The organism is Streptomyces sp. NBC_01166, assembly GCF_045039765.1.
In the GTDB taxonomy this organism is placed as follows: Bacteria; Actinomycetota; Actinomycetes; order Streptomycetales; family Streptomycetaceae; genus Streptomyces.
Window position 1 is genome coordinate 6,783,074 of record NZ_CP108613.1, and the last position, 16,560, is coordinate 6,799,633.

Genomic DNA, 16,560 nt, shown 5'->3' on the forward strand with positions numbered 1-16,560 from the left:
CAGCACAGCGAGCAGCACAAGAAGGGCACGGCGTCGTGGCAAGGGTTCGGACAGGGGTACGTGCGATGGGCGCCGTGCTGGCAGCGGTACTGGCAGCCTCCCTCGCGGGATGCAGCAGCACCGGCGGCAAGCGGGCGGAGGAGCGCGCCGCTCAGGCCGCCGAAGGCCGGTCCGCGGTGAACACGCCCCGCTGGACGTTCGCCATGGTCACCCACTCGGGTGATGGCGACACCTTCTGGGACATCGTCCAGAAGGGCGCCAAGCAGGCGGCCGACAAGGACAACATCAACTTCCTCTACTCGCACAGCGACGAGGGCCAGCAGCAGGCGGAGCTCGTCCAGACCGCGATCGACAAGAAGGTCGACGGCCTGATCGTCTCGCTTGCCAAGCCCGACTCGATGAAGACCGTCGTGGCCAAGGCGGTCAAGGCGGGCATCCCCGTCATCACCGTGAACTCGGGATCCGCCGAGTCCAAGGCCTTCGGCGCCCTGACCCACATCGGCCAGGACGAGTCCATCGCGGGTGAGGCCGTCGGTGACGAGCTGAACACGCGGAAGCGCAAGAAGGTGCTCTGCGTCCTGCACGAGCAGGGCAACGTCGGCCACGAGCAGCGCTGCGCCGGGGCGAAGAAGACCTTCGGCGGAACGATGCAGAACCTCTACGTCGACGGCACCAACATGCCCGACGTCCAGGCGTCCATCGAGGCGAAGCTCGACTCCGACAAGAGCATCGACGCGGTCGTCACCCTCGGCGCCCCCTTCGCCGCCGCAGCCGTCAAGGCGAAGAAGACCGCGGGGAGCGAGGCCGAGATCGACACCTTCGACCTCAACGCGAGCGTCGCCACCGGGCTGAAGGACAAGACCCTCGGCTTCGCCGTCGACCAGCAGCCCTACCTCCAGGGGTACGAGGCCGTCGACCTGCTCTGGCTCTACCGCTACAACCAGAACGTCCTCGGCGGCGGCCTGCCCGTCCTGACCGGCCCCCAGGTCATCACCCGCGACGACGCCGACGCGCTGGCGGAGTACACGAACCGGGGGACCCGATGACCGCGACCGGGCAACCGGCGGCGCCCCACACCGACGAACGCCTGCTGCGCACCTCCCCGCTGCGCAAGCTCCTCGGCCGTCCCGAGCTCGGCTCGGTGGTCGGGGCCGCGGCCGTCTTCCTCTTCTTCGCGATCGTCGCCGACAGCTTCCTCCAGGCCTCCAGCCTCGGCACGGTGCTGTACGCGGCCTCCACCATCGGGATCATGGCGGCGCCCGTCGCGCTCCTGATGATCGGCGGCGAGTTCGACCTCTCCGCGGGTGTGATGGTGACCAGCTCGGCGCTGATCTCCTCGATGTTCAGCTACCAGATGACCGCCAACGTCTGGGTCGGCGTCTTCGTGTCGCTGCTGGTCACCCTGGGCTTCGGCGCGTTCAACGGCTTCATGCTCACCCGCACCAAGCTTCCGAGCTTCATCATCACGCTCGGCACGTTCCTCATGCTGACCGGCCTGAACCTCGGCTTCACCAAGCTGATCAGCGGCACCGTCTCGACCAAGGCCATCGGGAACATGGAGGGCTTCGACTCCGCCCGCAAGGTCTTCGCGTCCTACCTCACCATCGGCGACGTCGAGCTGAAGGTCACCATCCTGTGGTGGGCGGCGCTCGTCGCGATCGCCACCTGGATCCTGATCCGCACCCGCTTCGGCAACTGGATCTTCGCCGTCGGCGGTGAGGCCGACGCCGCACGCGCGGTCGGCGTCCCCGTGATCCGTACGCGGATCGGGCTCTACCTCGGTGTGGCCTTCGCCGCATGGGTCTCCGGGCAGCACCTGCTGTTCTCCTACGACGTGGTGCAGTCCGGCGAGGGCGTCGGCAACGAGCTGATCTACATCATCGCGGCCGTCATCGGCGGCTGTCTGATCACCGGCGGCTACGGCTCCGCGATCGGCTCCGCCATCGGCGCGATCATCTTCGGCATGACCAGCAAGGGCATCGTCTACGCGGAGTGGAACCCCGACTGGTTCAAGTTCTTCCTGGGAGCGATGCTGCTCCTGGCCACCCTGCTCAACCATTGGGTACGCAAGCGTGCGGAGGCGACCAAATGACGGCCACCCAGGCTCCGGCCACCCGGGGCGCGGCCGGCCCGGCGCTCGTCGAGCTCGACGGCGTCAGCAAGTACTACGGCAACATCAAGGCCCTGGAGAACGTCTCGCTGGAGGTGCACGCGGGGGAGATCTCCTGTGTCCTCGGCGACAACGGCGCCGGCAAGTCCACGCTCATCAAGATCATCGCGGGGCTGCACCGGCACGACGCCGGGACCTTCCTGATCGAGGGCGAGGAGACCACGCTCGCCAACCCGCGCGACGCCCTGGACCGGGGCATCGCCACCGTCTACCAGGACCTGGCCGTCGTTCCGCTGATGCCGGTCTGGCGCAACTTCTTCCTCGGCTCCGAGCCGACGAAGGGCTCCGGCCCCTTCAAGCGCCTCGACGTACGGCGGATGCGCGAGACGACCCGCGCGGAGCTGCTGCGCATGGGCATCGACCTGCGTGACGTCGATCAACCCATCGGCACCCTGTCAGGCGGTGAACGCCAGTGCGTGGCCATCGCCCGTGCCGTGTACTTCGGCGCCAAGGTCCTCGTCCTCGACGAGCCGACCGCGGCGCTGGGCGTCAAGCAGTCGGGGGTCGTGCTCAAGTACGTCGCGGCCGCCAGGGACGCCGGGCTCGGCGTGGTCCTCATCACGCACAACCCGCACCACGCGTACCTCGTGGGCGACCGGTTCGTGCTGCTCAAGCGTGGCGCGATGTCCGGAAGCCACACGAAGGACGACGTCACACTCGACGAACTGACCCGTCAGATGGCCGGTGGGAGCGAGCTCGACGAGCTCAGCCACGAGCTCGAACGAGCCTCCTCGCCGGACCACCTCGGCGGCCGGCCCGTCGGTGACGACACCCCGTAAACCCCGTTCCGCACCCCCCGCCCCGGGGCCGGAGACCGGTTCCGGGGGCGGGGGAATGGCAGAATCGTGTGCGGCGGGCGCCGTCCGCCGCCGGACGGATCACCGACCGGCCCCCCGACCTGCGCAGGGACGATGAGCACGTACCGCGACTTCACACACCGCGGCTCCGCCCGCGCCACCGTCCTGCGGACCGTCGGCACCAAGGAGCGGCGCTCGCACCTCACGGCACCCAGGGTTCCCACGGTCGGCATCGACATCGGCGGGACGAAGGTGATGGCCGGAGTCGTCGACGCCGACGGCAACATCCTGGAGACCCTGCGCACCGAGACGCCGGACAAGTCCAAGAGCCCCAAGGTCGTCGAGGACACCATCGTCGAGCTGGTCCTGGACCTCTCCGACCGGCACGATGTGCACGCCGTCGGGATCGGTGCGGCGGGCTGGGTCGACGCGGACCGCTCCAAGGTGCTGTTCGCCCCGCACCTGGCGTGGCGCGACGAACCGCTCCGCGACGCCATCGCCTCCCGGCTGGTGGTCCCCGTGATGGTCGACAACGACGCCAACACGGCGGCCTGGGCGGAGTGGCGCTTCGGCGCCGGCCGCGGCGAGGACCATCTGGTCATGATCACGCTGGGCACCGGCATCGGCGGGGCGATCCTCGAGGACGGGCACGTCAAGCGGGGCAAGTACGGCGTCGCGGGTGAGTTCGGCCATATGCAGGTGGTGCCAGGCGGGCACCGCTGCCCGTGCGGAAACCGCGGCTGCTGGGAGCAGTACAGCTCGGGCAACGCCCTCGTGCGCGAGGCCAGGGAGCTGGCCGCGGCGGACTCCCCGGTGGCGCACGGCATCATCGAGCGGGTCAAGGGCAACATCCCCGACATCACCGGGCCGCTCATCACCGAACTGGCCCGCGAGGGCGACGCCATGTGCGTCGAGCTCCTCCAGGACATCGGCCAGTGGCTCGGCGTGGGAATCGCCAATCTCGCCGCTGCCCTCGACCCGTCCTGCTTCGTCATCGGCGGGGGCGTCAGCGCCGCCGACGACCTGCTGATCGGCCCGGCCAGGGACGCCTTCAAACGCCACCTCACCGGCCGCGGCTACCGCCCGGAGGCCCGCATCGCCAAGGCCCAGCTCGGCCCCGAGGCGGGTATGGTCGGCGCCGCGGACCTCGCCCGTCTGGTGGCCCGCAGGTTCCGGCGGACCAACCGCCGCCGGGTCGAGCGCTACGAGCGGTACGCGCAGTTCTACGACCAGGCCGCGAGCACCATCCGGAACACGCGCAGCACCCGCCCCGGCGAGTGACCGGGGGCCGCGCGCCGCGGCTTCCGGCCATCCGCACCCCGCTCCGTACCGCAGCTTCGAGGGATCACCGATCATGACCGCAGCCGAGCACCACATCGTGCCGCGCCAGCCTCCTACGTCCGGCCCTTCGGGGTCGTCCGGGTCGTCCGGCGCCTCGGGGTCCTCCGGTTCGTCCGGGTCCTCGGGGGGCGGCGACGGCACGCCCCCGGAGGACCGGCGCAGGGTGATCAGACGGCGTCTGATCACCCTGACCATCATCGTGCTGCTCATCGGCATCCCGGCCGGCTACCTGGTGATCTCCGCGGGCCAGAGCCGCCGCTCCGGCAAGGACAAGGAGGCCGAGGCCGCCGCCCAGGGACTGCGCGAGGACTGGCCGTCCGGCATGCAGCGCCGGATCTTCGAGCTGCCCATTCCGGGCAATGCGCAGGGGGTCCAGTACTACGAGACGAACAACTGGAAGGCCAGCCGGATGTACGTGAAGTTCCGTACGACATCCGCAGGGCTCGACCGCTTCCTGAGCGGTGTCGGCACCGGCCGTGCCGCGCTGGAGACCGGGAAGGTCACCATCGGCGAACGGGACATCAAGATCACCGGGTGGTACTTCGGACCGGGCGTCGACTGGGCCGGCACGGTCCACAAGAACAAGGACCCGCGCCCCACGCAGAACATCACCGTCAACATGACCGATCCGGCGGCCCCGGTCGTCTACGCGGTCTCCGCGTCCACCCCCTGACGGGAAGCGGACGGGCCGCTCATTACCCTGGAGCGAGTGAGTGAAGTGAGCGAGACGACCCCGCAGCCCGCCCGGCCCCCGCGGACGGCCAACCCCGAGCCTCTGCAGGGCGAAGTGATCCGGCAGTTGCCCCAGGCCCCCCAGCCCGTGCCCGGCCAGGTGTACGCGCAGGCCCCAGGGCCGACGGCTGCGCAGCCGCCGCAGGCGGCCGCCCCGCCTCCGCAGCAGGTGCCCGCCCCGGCACCGCAGCCGGCTTCCGGGCCGCAGTACGCCCAGCCGTACGCAGGTCGGTCCGCCCCGGCGCAGCCGTACGACCAGCCGCAGGTGCAGGTCCCGCAGCCGGCGCCGGCTGCGCCGCACTCGCAGCAGCTCCCCGGGCCGCAGCACCCCCAGCCGCAGGCCCCGCAGCAGCCCGCCGCCGGGCCGCAGCACGCCCAGCCGCAGGTTTCGCAGCCCGCCGCCGGGCCGCAGCACGCCCGGCCGCAGGCCCCGCAGCCCCAGGGACCCGGCGGTGCGCAGCCGGCCGGCCCTGCGGCGCAGGCCCCGCAGCCCGCCCCCGGCCCGCAGGCGGCCCAGGGCCCCGGGCGGCTGCTCCAGTACCGCTTCGACGGTCCGGAGGACGCCCCCGTCCTGGTCATCGGGCCCTCGCTCGGCACCACCTGGCACATGTGGGACCGCCAGATACCGGAGCTCTCCCAGCACTGGAGGATCTTCCGCTACGACCTCCCCGGACACGGCGGAGCCCCCGCGTACCCGGCCGCCGCGGTCACCGACCTCGCCGACCGACTCCTCGCCACACTGGACAGCGTCGGCGTCCAGCGCTTCGGATACGCCGGCTGTTCCATCGGCGGCGCCGTCGGCGCCGACCTGGCGCTGCGCCACCCGCACCGGGTCGCCGCCCTCGCGCTCGTCGCCGCGTCGCCCCGCTTCGGCACCGCCGACGAATTCCGGCAGCGCGGGGTGATCGTCCGCAGCAACGGCCTGGAGCCGATCGCCCGGACCTCCCCGGAGCGCTGGTTCACCCCCGGCTTCGCCGCCGCCCAGCCGGCCATCGTCGAGTGGGCCGTCCAGATGGTCCGCACCACCGACCCCGGCTGCTACATCGCCTCCTGCGAGGCCCTGGCCGCCTTCGACATCCGTACGGAACTGCCCCGCATCGGAGTGCCGACCCTCGTCCTGGTGGGGGCGGAGGACAAGGTCACCGGCCCCGCCGAGGCCCGGACCCTGGTCGCGGGCATCCCGGACGCCCGGCTCGCCCTCGTCCCCGGGGCCTCCCATCTGGCCCCGGTCGAGCAGCCCGCCGCCGTCACCGACCTGCTGCTGATGCACTTCTCGACCGCCTGGCAGGACACCCTGGCGTCGATCCCCGTGCCGCCGTCCCCGGGCTTCTCCGCCCCGTTCGCCCCCGTCGTCCCCGTCGCGGAGATCGCGGCCGCGGCCGACCTGCCCGACGCCTCCCCCACGGGACGCAGCGACCGGTACGACCGTGGGATGAAGGTCCGGCGCGAGGTGCTGGGCGACGCGCACGTGGACGCCGCGACGGCCGCGTCCGACACCTTCACCGACGACTTCCAGGACCTCCTCACCCGCTACGCCTGGGGCGAGATCTGGAGCAGGGAGGGACTCGACCGCAGGGCCCGCAGCTGTGTCTCCCTCACCGCCGTCGTCGCGTCCGGGCATCTGGGCGGGCTCGCGCAGCACGTCAGGGCGGCCCTGCGCAACGGCCTCACACCGGTCGAGATCAAGGAGGTGCTGCTCCAGACCGCCGTCTACTGCGGCATCCCGGCGGCAGGCGCGGCGTTCGAGATCGCGCAGTCCGTGATCCAGGAGGAAACCACCCCGCCCGCGTAGCAGGATGGGTGCATGAACGCTTCGTCCCTCACCCTCACCAAGAAGATCCACTCCTGCGTCCGCCTGGAGCGGGACGGGCAGACGCTCGTCATCGACCCCGGTGGGTTCGCCGAGGACGACGCCGCGGTCGGTGCCGACGCGATCCTGGTGACGCACGAACACCCGGATCACTTCAACGAGACGCGGCTGCGCGCCGCGTTGGAGTCCAACCCCGCGGCGCGCGTGTGGACCCTGCGCAGCGTGGCCGAGCAGGTGGCCGCCGCGTTCCCGGGGCGTGTGCACACGGTCGGTCACGGTGACACGTTCACCGCGGCGGGGCTCGACGTACAGGTGCACGGGGAACTTCACGCGGTGATCCACCCGGACATCCCGAGGATCACCAACATCGGTTTCCTCGTGGACGGTTCGGTCTTCCACCCCGGCGACGCCTTCACGGTGCCCGACCACCCGGTGGACACGCTGATGCTGCCGGTCATGGCCCCCTGGAGCAAGATCTCGGAGGTCATCGACTACGTACGCGAGGTGAAGCCGCGCCGTGCGATCGACATCCACGACGCCCTCCTCACCGACCTCGCCCGCCCGATCTACGACATGCAGATCGGCGCACTGGGCGGCGCGGACCACGGCCGGCTGGCACCGGGCGACGCGACCCGTCTCTGACCCGGCTGTCAGTGGGAGCGGTTAGGTTTACTGCATGCGCATCGCCACGTGGAACGTCAACTCGATCACCGCCCGGCTCCCCAGGCTGCTGGCCTGGCTGGAGAGCAGCGGCACGGACGTGCTCTGCCTCCAGGAGACCAAATGCACGCTGGAGCAGTTCCCCGCCGAAGCGCTCCGGGAGGCGGGTTACGAGTCCGCGGTCAACGCCACGGGCCGGTGGAACGGCGTGGCGCTGCTCTCCCGCGTCGGTCTCGCGGACGTCGTGACGGGCCTGCCCGACGGCCCGGACTACGAGGGGGTGCAGGAGCCGAGGGCGGTCTCGGCGACGTGCGGCCCCGCCCGCGTCTGGTCGGTCTACGTGCCCAACGGCCGTGAGGTCTCCCACGACCACTACGCCTACAAGCTGCGCTGGCTGGAGGCCCTGCAGAAGGCCGTCGCCGCGGACGCGGCGGGGACGCTGCCGTTCGCGGTCCTCGGCGACTTCAACATCGCGCCGACGGACGACGACGTCTGGGACCCGTCGCTGTTCGTCGGCGCCACCCACGTCACCCCCGCCGAGCGGGCGGCGCTCGCGGCGCTGCGCGAGGAAGGGCTCTCCGACGTGGTGCCGCGCCCCCTCAAGTACGACCACCCGTACACCTACTGGGACTACCGCCAGCTCAGCTTCCCGAAGAACAAGGGCATGCGCATCGACCTGGTCTACGGCAACGCCCCCTTCGCGGCGGCGGTCAAGGACAGCTACGTCGACCGCGAGGAGCGGAAGGGCAAGGGAGCCTCCGACCACGCCCCGGTGGTCGTGGACCTCGACGTCTGACGACCGGCTTCGGAGTGTCAACTTCGGGTTGACGCGTCATGAGTGTCAACCTAGGGTTGCCTCATGACGAAGCCGCTGCGCCCCAATCCGCCCATCCGCCTCGACGACCTGATCGACGCGATCAAGAAGGCCCATGGCGACACCCTGGAACAGCTCTCCGGAGCGGTGGTCGCCGCGGATCACCTGGGTGAGATCGCCGACCATCTCATCGGTCACTTCGTGGACCAGGCGCGCCGCTCCGGTGCGTCGTGGACGGACATCGGCCGGAGCATGGGCGTCACCCGGCAGGCCGCCCAGAAGAGGTTCGTACCCAAGAAGCCCGGCGAGACCTCGGATCTGGATCCGAGCCAGGGCTTCGGCCAGTTCGACCAGCAGGCCAGGAACGTCGTCGTGGGCGCCAACAACGAGGCCCACGCCGCCCGCAACGACGAGGTGGGGGTGGGGCACCTGATCCTGGGCCTCCTGGCCGAGCCGGACTCCCTCGGTGCCCAGGTGATCGTCGGGCAGGGGGTCGCGCTGGAGGCGGTCCGGGAGGCGGCGTCACTCGCCCTGCCGGCCGCGGCCGGCGAGGTGCCCGAGCTGATCCCCTACGACGCGGGGGCCCGCAAGGTTCTCGAACTCACCTTCCGGGAGGCCCTGCGCCTCGGCCACAACTTCATCGGCACCGGGCACATCGCGCTGGCCGTGCTGGAGTTCGAGGGAGGCGCCGGCGTGCTCACGGGGCTGGGCGTCGACAAGGACGTCGCGTCGTCCGACGTCGCCGCGGCGGTCGCCGCCGAAGCCGGGGAGCCGGCCCCCGACGCCCGGAGCTGAGAACGCGAACGTGCTGCGGATGCCGCCCCTTGCCGGGGCGGCATCCCGCGTCGACGGATCGCCTCAGTGCACGGAGAACCCGCCGTCGACGAACAGCGACTGCCCGGTGACGTACGACGAGGCGGCGCTCGCGAGGAACACCGCGGCGCCCGCGAAGTCCTGGGCCAGCCCGTTGCGTCCCACCATCGTGCGGGCGGCCAGCGCCGCCACCCGCTCCGGGTCGGACGACAGCCGCTCGTTGAGCGGCGTCATCACGAATCCGGGCACCAGTGTGTTGCAGGTGACCCCGTACGGCGACCATGCCTCAGCCTGCGAGCGGGCCAGTGACTCCAGCGCGCCCTTGGAGACCCCGTACGCCCCGCTCTGCACGAACGCCCGGTGTGCCTGCTGGGAGGTGATGTGGATGATCCGGCCGAAGCCACGCTCCGCCATGCCCGGTCCGAACCGGCGGCCCAGCAGGTAGGGGGCCTTGAGGTTCACCGTCATCGTGGTGTCCCAGACGTCCTCGTCGAGCTCGCTCATCGGCGGCCGCAGGTTGATGCCCGCGCAGTTGACGAGGATGTCGGGCTCTCCGAACGCGGCGGCCGCCCCCTCGCCGGCCGTACGCACGCCTTCGGTGGTCCCGAGGTCGGCGCTCACCCAGGCCGCCCGGCAGCCGTCGGCCTCGAGTTCACCGACGGTCCGCACCAGTTCCGCCTCCCTGCGTGCCACGACCACGACGCTCGCGCCGGCGTGCGCGAGGGCGCCTGTGATGGCCCGGCCGATGCCGGAGCTGCCGCCGGTCACCACGGCGACCCGGCCTTCCAGCGAGAAGAGTTCGGAAAGATAGTTCTGCGACGTCATCCTCGTACCCTAAAGAGGTGGCCGGCGGGTGTACGGGGCGGGTCCCGGGGCCGGAACAGTCGCGCGCCCTGCGGTGCGGAAGCCGTCCGGGGTGGGATCCTGGTGGTATGAACATTCCCTTCCTGGACAACTGGCGGAAGCGACAAGGCGGTACACGGGCGATGGCTCTCGCGGCCGCCGTCGAGACCGATCCGGACGGCGTGGCCGAGCTGTTCGCGGAATGCGAGTTGCTGCGCGCCCGGGCAGGACAGTGCGGCCTCGAACTCGACGACAGCCCCGCCTCGTTGTCCGCGCTCGACCAGCTGACGCCGATCTGGCGGGACGACCCGGAGGAGCTGCCCTGGGTGGGCAACGACGCGGGCCTCTACCTCGGCACCGTCCTGGTGCGTACCGTCCCCGGGGCCGCCTGGGACATCCTGGCCGGCGGAAAGCCCGTGGTGCGCCTGGGTTCCGGGCGGGAGATCGATGTGGTCGCCGCCGGTCTGGACTGGGCGATGTCGGGAAGCCCCGAGCTCTCCGAGATGTACGCGGAGTCGGCGGAGAGCGGCCCGGAGGCCAAAACGCGATAAACAGCCTTATGCGCCGCCGGTGCGTGTCGGCCCCGAAGCGCGTGTTCACCCCGGATAGTTTGCGCTGACCTCGACACAAGCGATAAGTGGGTAGGGCAGCGTATGGCCGTCGATCCGTTGATCGAGCTGCGGGACGTCAACAAGTACTTCGGGAAGTTGCACGTACTGCAGAACATCAATCTCACCGTCGGCCGCGGGGAGGTGGTGGTGGTCATCGGCCCCTCCGGATCGGGAAAATCAACGCTCTGCCGGACGATCAACCGGCTCGAGACGATCGAGTCCGGTCATATCGCCATCGACGGCAAGCCGCTCCCCGAGGAGGGGAAGGGCCTCGCGGAGCTCCGGGCCGAAGTGGGCATGGTCTTCCAGTCGTTCAACCTGTTCGCCCACAAGACCGTGCTGGCGAACGTCTCGCTCGCCCAGCTCAAGGTCCGCAAGCGCAGGAAGGACGAGGCCGACCAGCGCTCCCGGGAACTTCTGGAGCGGGTCGGGCTGGCCTCGCAGGCGGACAAGCTTCCCGCACAGCTCTCCGGCGGCCAGCAGCAGCGCGTCGCCATCGCCCGCGCCCTCGCCATGGACCCCAAGGCGCTCCTCTTCGATGAGCCCACCTCCGCCCTGGACCCGGAGATGATCAACGAGGTCCTCGAGGTCATGCAGCAGCTCGCCCGCGAGGGCATGACCATGGTGGTCGTCACGCACGAGATGGGCTTCGCCCGGTCCGCGGCCAACCGCGTCGTCTTCATGTCCGAGGGATGCATCATCGAGGACCGCACGCCGGAGGACTTCTTCACCTCCCCGGAGAGCGACCGCGCCAAGGACTTCCTGTCCAAGATCCTCAAGCACTGACAGGGGGCACCGTGTTGCGTACGAGGAACATCGCGGCCGTGCTGGTCTGCCTCCTGATCGCCGCGCTCTCCGCCGGCTGCGGCAGGGAAGGCAGCCCGCCGGTCAAGGGGCCGAAGGCCGGGGCGCTGCCCCAGTACAAGGTAGACACCAGCTTCTCACTGCCGGAATCCAAGACCTGGAAGAAGGCCAAGAGGCGTGGCTATCTCGTCGTCGGTGCCAAGGAGGACCAGCCCTACCTCGGCGAGAAGGACCCGGCCACCGGGATCTACTCCGGCTTCGACATCGAGATCGCCCGCATGATGGCGGCCTCCCTCGGCTTCGATCCGGACACGATCCGCTTCCGGACGATCGCCTCCGCCAACCGGGAGACGGCGCTCCAGAACGGGCAGATCGACTACTACGTCGGCACCTACACGATCAACGACATGCGCAAGAAGCTCGTCGGCTTCGCGGGGCCCTACTACATGGCCGGCCAGGGGCTGCTGGTGCGCACCGACGAGAACGACATCCACGGCCCGCAGGACCTGGCGGGCAAGACCGTCTGCTCGGCAGCCGGGTCCACGCCGTACCAGCGCATCGCCGCGGACTACCCCGAGGCGAAACTCGTCGCCTATGACACGTACTCGATCTGCGTCGACAACCTGCTGACCTTCCAGGTCGACGCCGTCACCACCGATGACGCCATCCTGCTGGGCTTCGCCGCCAAGGCACCGGACGAGATGAAGGTGGTCGGCAAGCCCTTCTCCGAGGAGCCGTACGGCATCGGCGTCCCGCGTGGTGACAACGCGCTGCGCGCCGCTCTCAACGACGCCCTGGAGGCCAACGAGAAGAACGGCAACTGGAAGAAGGCGTTCGAGGCGACTCTGGGCCTGTCCGGGGTACCCGCCCCGAAACCGCCGCCCATCGACCGCTACCCGTCGAACTGAGGGGCCGGCCACCACCATGGATGTACTCACAGAGAACTGGTCGCTCTACGGCAAGGGCTTCCTCGGCACCGTCGAACTCACCGTCTACGCCTCGATCCTGGCGCTGGTGCTCGGCTTCGTCATGGCATCGTTCCGGGTCGCGCCCGTCGGCTCGCTGCGGGTGATCGGCACCGTCTGGGTCGCGGTGCTCCGCAACACCCCGCTGACACTGCTGTTCTTCGCCGTGCTGCTCGGGCTGCCGCGCTTCGGCCTGGTCCTGCCCTTCCAGGTCTTCGCGGTCCTCGCCCTCGGCTGCTACACCTCGGCCTTCATCTGCGAGGCCCTGCGCTCCGGCATCAACACCGTGCCCACGGGGCAGGGCGAGGCGGCCCGGAGCCTCGGGATGTCCTTCGGGCAGACCCTGGGCAACGTGGTGCTGCCCCAGGCCTTCCGGTCCGTGATCCCGCCGGTGGGCTCGACGCTCATCGCCCTCGCCAAGAACTCCGCGATCGCCGGGGCGTTCAGCGTCACCGAGCTGCTGGGCACCTACAAGACCCTCAACGAACTCGGCTACAGCATCATCTGGTCCTTCGTCTGGATCGCCGTCGGATATCTGATCATCACCCTCGCCATCAGTGCGATCTTCAACGTGTTGGAGAAGCGCTGGGGAGTCGCCCGATGACCCACTCCACCGCCTCCGCCTCCGCGCTGTACGACATCCCCGGGCCCGCCACCCGCAAGCGGCACTTCCTCTACGGCATCCTCTCGACGGCCGTGATCCTCGCGCTGTTCGGCTTGCTCCTCTATCTCCTCTTCGACACGGACCAGTTCACGAGCGAGAAATGGACACCCTTCACCTACAAGGGCATCCAGGAGCTGCTGCTGCGCGGACTCGGCAACACCCTGAAGGCCTTCGCCTACGCGGCGGTCCTCTCCCTCGCACTCGGGGCGGTGCTCGCCGTCGGGCGGCTCTCCGACCACAGACCGGTGCGCTGGATCTCGACGCTGCTGGTCGAGTTCTTCCGAGCCATGCCCGTACTGGTGATGATCTTCTTCATCTTCGTCGCCCTCAAGGTGCAGCCGCTGCCGGCGCTGGTGGCCGGACTGACTCTCTACAACGGGTCCGTGCTCGCCGAGGTCTTCCGGACCGGGATCAACTCCGTGGAGCGGGGACAGCGGGAGGCGGCGTACGCGCTGGGCATGCGCAAGACGCAGGTCACCACCCATGTCCTGTCCCCGCAGGCCGTCCGCGCGATGCTGCCCACCATCATCAGCCAGCTGGTGGTGGCGCTCAAGGACACCTCGCTGGGCTATCTGATCACCTACGAGGAGTTCCTCCACGCCGGCAAGCTGATCGCGTCCAACCTCGACTACGATCTGCCGTTCATCCCCGTGGTCATGGTGATCTCGCCCATCTACATCGGGATGTGCATGCTGCTCTCCTGGTTCGCCACCTGGGTGGCCAGACGGCAGCGGCGCAACCCGAAGACGGAGGGGACGGGCGTCGCCGCCGCCGAACCCGGAACGGTGCTGCCGGGCCGCCGGCAGTAGCCCTGGACCCGCCCGGCAGCAGCCGGTGATCACTTCGCCCCGGGCACCGGTACGCGATCCGTACCGGTGCCCGGTGGGGGAGAAGGTCAGCTGCGCGCCGGCCGGGTCGCGGCCGCTGCGGCGAGGACCGGCGAAGGTCACGAGGCGACGTGTGACCGGCCTGGACGCCGTGGGCGTGGAGCGCGGCTCCACGCCCACGGGGAAACGGCCGCCCCGATCCCGGACCGCGGAGATCCGCGGAGAGGCGAGGAGGCGTCGCACCGCGGTCGCACCCCGGTCGCACCCTGGGAGAGAGCTCCAAGGGCATCGATGCCACCCTCGAGGGCAGGGCCGCGGCGGAGCGCCGGCAGGGCTGAGGGCGGCCGGGATCGGCCGACCGGACCTCGTCAGGTCTGACAGTGCGGGCACCAGACCGTGCGGCGGCCGGCCATCCGCATCGATTCCAGGGGCCGCCCGCAACGAGGACAGGACGGTTCCGACGCGTCTCTCCGGCCGGTGAGCCATGACGGCTCGGGGGGTACACACTCGGCCCTCACGGACGTACGCAGGACGCGTCCCATCGTCCCGTGGACGCGTCGGTGGACTGCGGTATCCAGTTCGCGCGCCGGTGTCCGCGGGTCGACACGCGCCTGCCAGAGGATTTCGTCGCAGAGCAGATTTCCGAGGCCGGCCACGACCGACTGGTTCATGAGCGCGTTCTTGACCGGGGCCCGTCGCCGGGACAGTGCGTCCTCGAGCTCCGCCGGCGTCACGGTCAGGGCGTCCGGACCGAGCTTGTCCAGAAGCCGGTCGAGGGCGGGGCCCCGCATCCACGAGATCCCCTTCAGCTTGCGCTGGTCGCGGTAGCGCAACTGCGGCCCGTCGTCGAACGTCACGATCAGGCGGTCGTGCCGGTGGATCGGTTCCCGGGGGGAGCAGCACCGCAGTGAGCCCGTCATGCCGAAGTGCCAGGCGAGGGTCGGGCCGTTGTCCGCCGGAACCAGCAGCCACTTGCCGTGGCGCCGGGGCACGCCGAGCCGCGCCCCCGTCAGTTCCCTGCGGAGCCGCTGCTCGGAGACTCCCTGGAGCACTCCGGCGTCGAGCACGTCCACACCCGTGACACGCCGCTGCCCGCCGCAGACGGCGAGCTGTCGGCGGAACCCTTCGACGTCAGGCAGTTCGGGCATGGGCCCAGGCCGTTCCGGTGTCCCTCTTCAGGCACCCCTTGTCGTCCATGACCCCTCCTTCGCCGCATCGAGCAGGACCTGGCCGGTGTAGCGGAACTCCTCCGTGAGCCGGGACGCCTCGGCGACGAGGACGCCGTACGGCACGTTGGGGTCGGAGAGGGACAAGGACAGACGGTCGGTCACCTCGATCACCTCGTCGCGGCGTGCTTCGGCCTTGTCGGCGAGGCGGCCCAGCCGTTTCGCCTGCTGATCGGCGAGCACCGGACAGATGCCGGTGAGGAGGTCGTGGAGGGTCCGAGCGAGGTTGCGGATGCTGTACTCGGCGCTCCGGTAGCGCAGGGGAGGGGCTACGAGGATGTTGACCGAGGTGCCGATCGTCACAGCCGATGAGCACGAGCACCACGATCTCCCCCAGCCGGAAGAACCGTTGCGCGTCGCCTGACGACGAGGTGTAGGTCGAGAAGGCGAAGAAGGCGGCGGTGGCGACCTGTGGCCCCTGGCCCCCCAGAACGGTCCAGCGGCCGATCGCGAGGGCGATGAGGGCCACCAGCACGAAGGTCACCAGATCTGGGCCCGCGAGGTAGCCGAGCGCGGCTTGGACCAGTACTCCCGCGACGACCGCGCCGACGTACCGGAGCGACTGTACGACAGAGCGGTAGACCGTCACCTGCATGATCAGTACGGCGGAGAAGGGTGCGAATGCAGGCGAGGCGGCGTCGAGGACGTCGTAGGCGATCACCCAGGCGAGGGTGGCGGCGAGGGTGCTCTTCCCGACGACCAGCAGGGTGGCGCGCTCGTCGCCCGCGTACGAGAAGGCCCGCCGCCACCACCGGGCCGCGGCGGTGAGCCGCCCCGTTCCCGTTCGCTCGGTTGCAGAGCTGTCAGCCATGAACGTCCACGTCCTCCTTCGGGCAGAGTCCGCTTGGCCGGCCCGCGGGCCGGGGGCGGAGGACATATCCGTTCCCGAAACGGAGCGACCGAATCCACGATCCGGACGGAAGAGACATGCAGGACGCGCCGATCTCCGACGCGGCAACACGTCGTGCGGCAGGGGCGCGATCCTGCCGGGCAGTTGCTCGCCAAAAAATGGCAGGCGTGGCGCCGTGGGCGTCGGGATACTCCCTCGGCGGCTCGGACCGCACTGCTTCGGCCTCGCGCCCCGGAGCCCGGAGATCGCATGGTCATAGCGGCGCTGCCCGGGCCGCTCGATGTCAGATACGAAGCCGACCCCGAGCAGGCCGTGGTCGCGCTCGGGCGGATGGGATTCCGCGTGCGCCTCGCGCCGCTGATCGAAGCGCACGGCCGCTCACGGTGACCGGACCGGTCGCCTGAGCAAGGCGGACAGGACGCTGCTCACCGGGGCCTGCCGATCGTCGCCGACCACACGCTCAGCACGGGATCGCCCGCGCCGACGGTTCCCGTCATTTTGTCCGCCCGAGCCTGACTCCTGCCGGATCGCTCCCGATTCGGGCAGCAGGCGGGCGCGCGGGGTCCCGATACGGAGCTGTGGCGGGCGCCCACGGACGGGGCCGGTGTGGCATCCTGTTGGCTCGGTTTGATC

Annotated in this window: 18 protein-coding genes and 1 pseudogene; 15 read left to right on the forward strand and 4 right to left on the reverse strand. The window is 70.3% G+C overall.

Annotated elements, in window-relative coordinates:
• Positions 1–65 precede the first annotated feature (65 nt).
• From OG379_RS31055 to OG379_RS31095, 9 genes are all read left to right on the forward strand, one after another.
• A complete protein-coding gene (locus tag OG379_RS31055; protein WP_393762921.1) occupies positions 66–1,046 on the forward strand; it encodes a sugar ABC transporter substrate-binding protein in 981 nt (326 codons plus the stop codon).
• Entirely contained in the window at positions 1,043–2,092 is a 1,050-nt protein-coding gene (locus OG379_RS31060) for an ABC transporter permease (protein ID WP_393762923.1), read from the forward strand. Before OG379_RS31055 ends, OG379_RS31060 begins: the two co-directional genes overlap by 4 nt.
• On the forward strand, positions 2,089–2,949 hold the full coding sequence (locus OG379_RS31065) for an ATP-binding cassette domain-containing protein (protein ID WP_405666313.1): 861 nt from the start codon (positions 2,089–2,091) through the stop codon (positions 2,947–2,949). The genes OG379_RS31060 and OG379_RS31065 overlap by 4 nt, the downstream gene beginning before the upstream one ends.
• A gap of 132 nt (positions 2,950–3,081) precedes the next feature.
• Positions 3,082–4,248: an ROK family glucokinase gene (locus tag OG379_RS31070; RefSeq protein WP_099175088.1), complete on the forward strand. Its 1,167-nt coding sequence runs from the start codon at positions 3,082–3,084 to the stop codon at positions 4,246–4,248.
• Positions 4,249–4,321: 73 nt separating this feature from the next.
• Complete coding sequence (locus tag OG379_RS31075; protein ID WP_405666314.1) at positions 4,322–4,981, forward strand: hypothetical protein; 660 nt, start codon at positions 4,322–4,324, stop codon at positions 4,979–4,981.
• A 588-nt stretch (positions 4,982–5,569) separates the two neighbouring features.
• Positions 5,570–6,832, forward strand: coding sequence for an alpha/beta fold hydrolase (locus OG379_RS31080; RefSeq protein WP_393763037.1), 1,263 nt, complete (start codon positions 5,570–5,572; stop codon positions 6,830–6,832).
• Between the two features lie 12 nt (positions 6,833–6,844).
• Complete coding sequence (locus tag OG379_RS31085) at positions 6,845–7,492, forward strand: MBL fold metallo-hydrolase (protein WP_405666316.1); 648 nt, start codon at positions 6,845–6,847, stop codon at positions 7,490–7,492.
• A gap of 34 nt (positions 7,493–7,526) precedes the next feature.
• Positions 7,527–8,306, forward strand: a complete 780-nt coding sequence (locus OG379_RS31090) for an exodeoxyribonuclease III (RefSeq protein ID WP_405666318.1) — start codon at positions 7,527–7,529, stop codon at positions 8,304–8,306.
• 63 nt (positions 8,307–8,369) lie between these two features.
• Positions 8,370–9,119 carry a Clp protease N-terminal domain-containing protein gene (locus OG379_RS31095; RefSeq protein ID WP_405666319.1) on the forward strand — a complete coding sequence of 250 codons (750 nt, stop codon included), beginning with the start codon at positions 8,370–8,372 and terminating at the stop codon, positions 9,117–9,119.
• 63 nt (positions 9,120–9,182) lie between these two features.
• Here OG379_RS31095 and OG379_RS31100 read toward each other — a convergent pair whose 3' ends face one another.
• Positions 9,183–9,962, reverse strand: coding sequence for an SDR family NAD(P)-dependent oxidoreductase (locus tag OG379_RS31100; protein ID WP_405666321.1), 780 nt, complete (start codon positions 9,960–9,962; stop codon positions 9,183–9,185).
• A gap of 107 nt (positions 9,963–10,069) precedes the next feature.
• Here OG379_RS31100 and OG379_RS31105 point away from each other — a divergent pair, with 107 nt between their 5' ends.
• The 5 genes from OG379_RS31105 (at position 10,070) to OG379_RS31125 (ending at position 13,833) form a co-directional block, all read left to right on the forward strand.
• Positions 10,070–10,531 carry a DUF6278 family protein gene (locus OG379_RS31105; RefSeq protein ID WP_393762939.1) on the forward strand — a complete coding sequence of 154 codons (462 nt, stop codon included), beginning with the start codon at positions 10,070–10,072 and terminating at the stop codon, positions 10,529–10,531.
• Between the two features lie 102 nt (positions 10,532–10,633).
• Complete coding sequence (locus tag OG379_RS31110) at positions 10,634–11,377, forward strand: amino acid ABC transporter ATP-binding protein (RefSeq protein WP_393762941.1); 744 nt, start codon at positions 10,634–10,636, stop codon at positions 11,375–11,377.
• Between the two features lie 11 nt (positions 11,378–11,388).
• Complete coding sequence (locus tag OG379_RS31115; RefSeq protein ID WP_393762943.1) at positions 11,389–12,303, forward strand: glutamate ABC transporter substrate-binding protein; 915 nt, start codon at positions 11,389–11,391, stop codon at positions 12,301–12,303.
• 16 nt (positions 12,304–12,319) lie between these two features.
• Complete coding sequence (locus OG379_RS31120) at positions 12,320–12,964, forward strand: amino acid ABC transporter permease (protein ID WP_104784388.1); 645 nt, start codon at positions 12,320–12,322, stop codon at positions 12,962–12,964.
• A complete protein-coding gene (locus OG379_RS31125) occupies positions 12,961–13,833 on the forward strand; it encodes an amino acid ABC transporter permease (protein ID WP_393762946.1) in 873 nt (290 codons plus the stop codon). The genes OG379_RS31120 and OG379_RS31125 overlap by 4 nt, the downstream gene beginning before the upstream one ends.
• A gap of 386 nt (positions 13,834–14,219) precedes the next feature.
• On the opposite strand, the gene OG379_RS31130 is transcribed toward OG379_RS31125, so the two are convergent.
• From OG379_RS31130 to OG379_RS31140, 3 genes and pseudogenes are all read right to left on the reverse strand, one after another.
• Positions 14,220–14,999 carry an Fpg/Nei family DNA glycosylase gene (locus tag OG379_RS31130; protein ID WP_405666323.1) on the reverse strand — a complete coding sequence of 260 codons (780 nt, stop codon included), beginning with the start codon at positions 14,997–14,999 and terminating at the stop codon, positions 14,220–14,222.
• 27 nt (positions 15,000–15,026) lie between these two features.
• Positions 15,027–15,380 (reverse strand): hypothetical protein, encoded by a 354-nt coding sequence (locus OG379_RS31135; protein WP_405668845.1) that lies wholly within the window; start codon positions 15,378–15,380, stop codon positions 15,027–15,029.
• Positions 15,381–15,465: 85 nt separating this feature from the next.
• Positions 15,466–15,954: pseudogene (locus tag OG379_RS31140) on the reverse strand (FUSC family protein); the annotation flags it as partial.
• Positions 15,955–16,176: 222 nt separating this feature from the next.
• Between OG379_RS31140 and OG379_RS31145 the strand changes: the two are divergent.
• Entirely contained in the window at positions 16,177–16,314 is a 138-nt protein-coding gene (locus tag OG379_RS31145) for a hypothetical protein (protein ID WP_405668847.1), read from the forward strand.
• Positions 16,315–16,560: the final 246 nt, after the last annotated feature.

What these genes read in the sequence shown, in the direction of transcription:
- OG379_RS31110 (WP_393762941.1), top strand. Translation starts at nt 10,634, where the DNA reads ATGGCCGTCGATCCGTTGATCGAGCTGCGGGACGTCAACAAGTACTTC.
- OG379_RS31055 (WP_393762921.1), top strand. Translation starts at nt 66, where the DNA reads ATGGGCGCCGTGCTGGCAGCGGTACTGGCAGCCTCCCTCGCGGGATGC.
- OG379_RS31060 (WP_393762923.1), top strand. Translation starts at nt 1,043, where the DNA reads ATGACCGCGACCGGGCAACCGGCGGCGCCCCACACCGACGAACGCCTG.
- OG379_RS31075 (WP_405666314.1), top strand. Translation starts at nt 4,322, where the DNA reads ATGACCGCAGCCGAGCACCACATCGTGCCGCGCCAGCCTCCTACGTCC.
- OG379_RS31090 (WP_405666318.1), top strand. Translation starts at nt 7,527, where the DNA reads ATGCGCATCGCCACGTGGAACGTCAACTCGATCACCGCCCGGCTCCCC.
- OG379_RS31100 (WP_405666321.1), bottom strand. Translation starts at nt 9,962, where the DNA reads ATGACGTCGCAGAACTATCTTTCCGAACTCTTCTCGCTGGAAGGCCGG.
- OG379_RS31065 (WP_405666313.1), top strand. Translation starts at nt 2,089, where the DNA reads ATGACGGCCACCCAGGCTCCGGCCACCCGGGGCGCGGCCGGCCCGGCG.
- OG379_RS31085 (WP_405666316.1), top strand. Translation starts at nt 6,845, where the DNA reads ATGAACGCTTCGTCCCTCACCCTCACCAAGAAGATCCACTCCTGCGTC.
- OG379_RS31120 (WP_104784388.1), top strand. Translation starts at nt 12,320, where the DNA reads ATGGATGTACTCACAGAGAACTGGTCGCTCTACGGCAAGGGCTTCCTC.
- OG379_RS31095 (WP_405666319.1), top strand. Translation starts at nt 8,370, where the DNA reads ATGACGAAGCCGCTGCGCCCCAATCCGCCCATCCGCCTCGACGACCTG.
- OG379_RS31145 (WP_405668847.1), top strand. Translation starts at nt 16,177, where the DNA reads ATGGTCATAGCGGCGCTGCCCGGGCCGCTCGATGTCAGATACGAAGCC.
- OG379_RS31070 (WP_099175088.1), top strand. Translation starts at nt 3,082, where the DNA reads ATGAGCACGTACCGCGACTTCACACACCGCGGCTCCGCCCGCGCCACC.
- OG379_RS31105 (WP_393762939.1), top strand. Translation starts at nt 10,070, where the DNA reads ATGAACATTCCCTTCCTGGACAACTGGCGGAAGCGACAAGGCGGTACA.
- OG379_RS31130 (WP_405666323.1), bottom strand. Translation starts at nt 14,999, where the DNA reads ATGCCCGAACTGCCTGACGTCGAAGGGTTCCGCCGACAGCTCGCCGTC.
- OG379_RS31125 (WP_393762946.1), top strand. Translation starts at nt 12,961, where the DNA reads ATGACCCACTCCACCGCCTCCGCCTCCGCGCTGTACGACATCCCCGGG.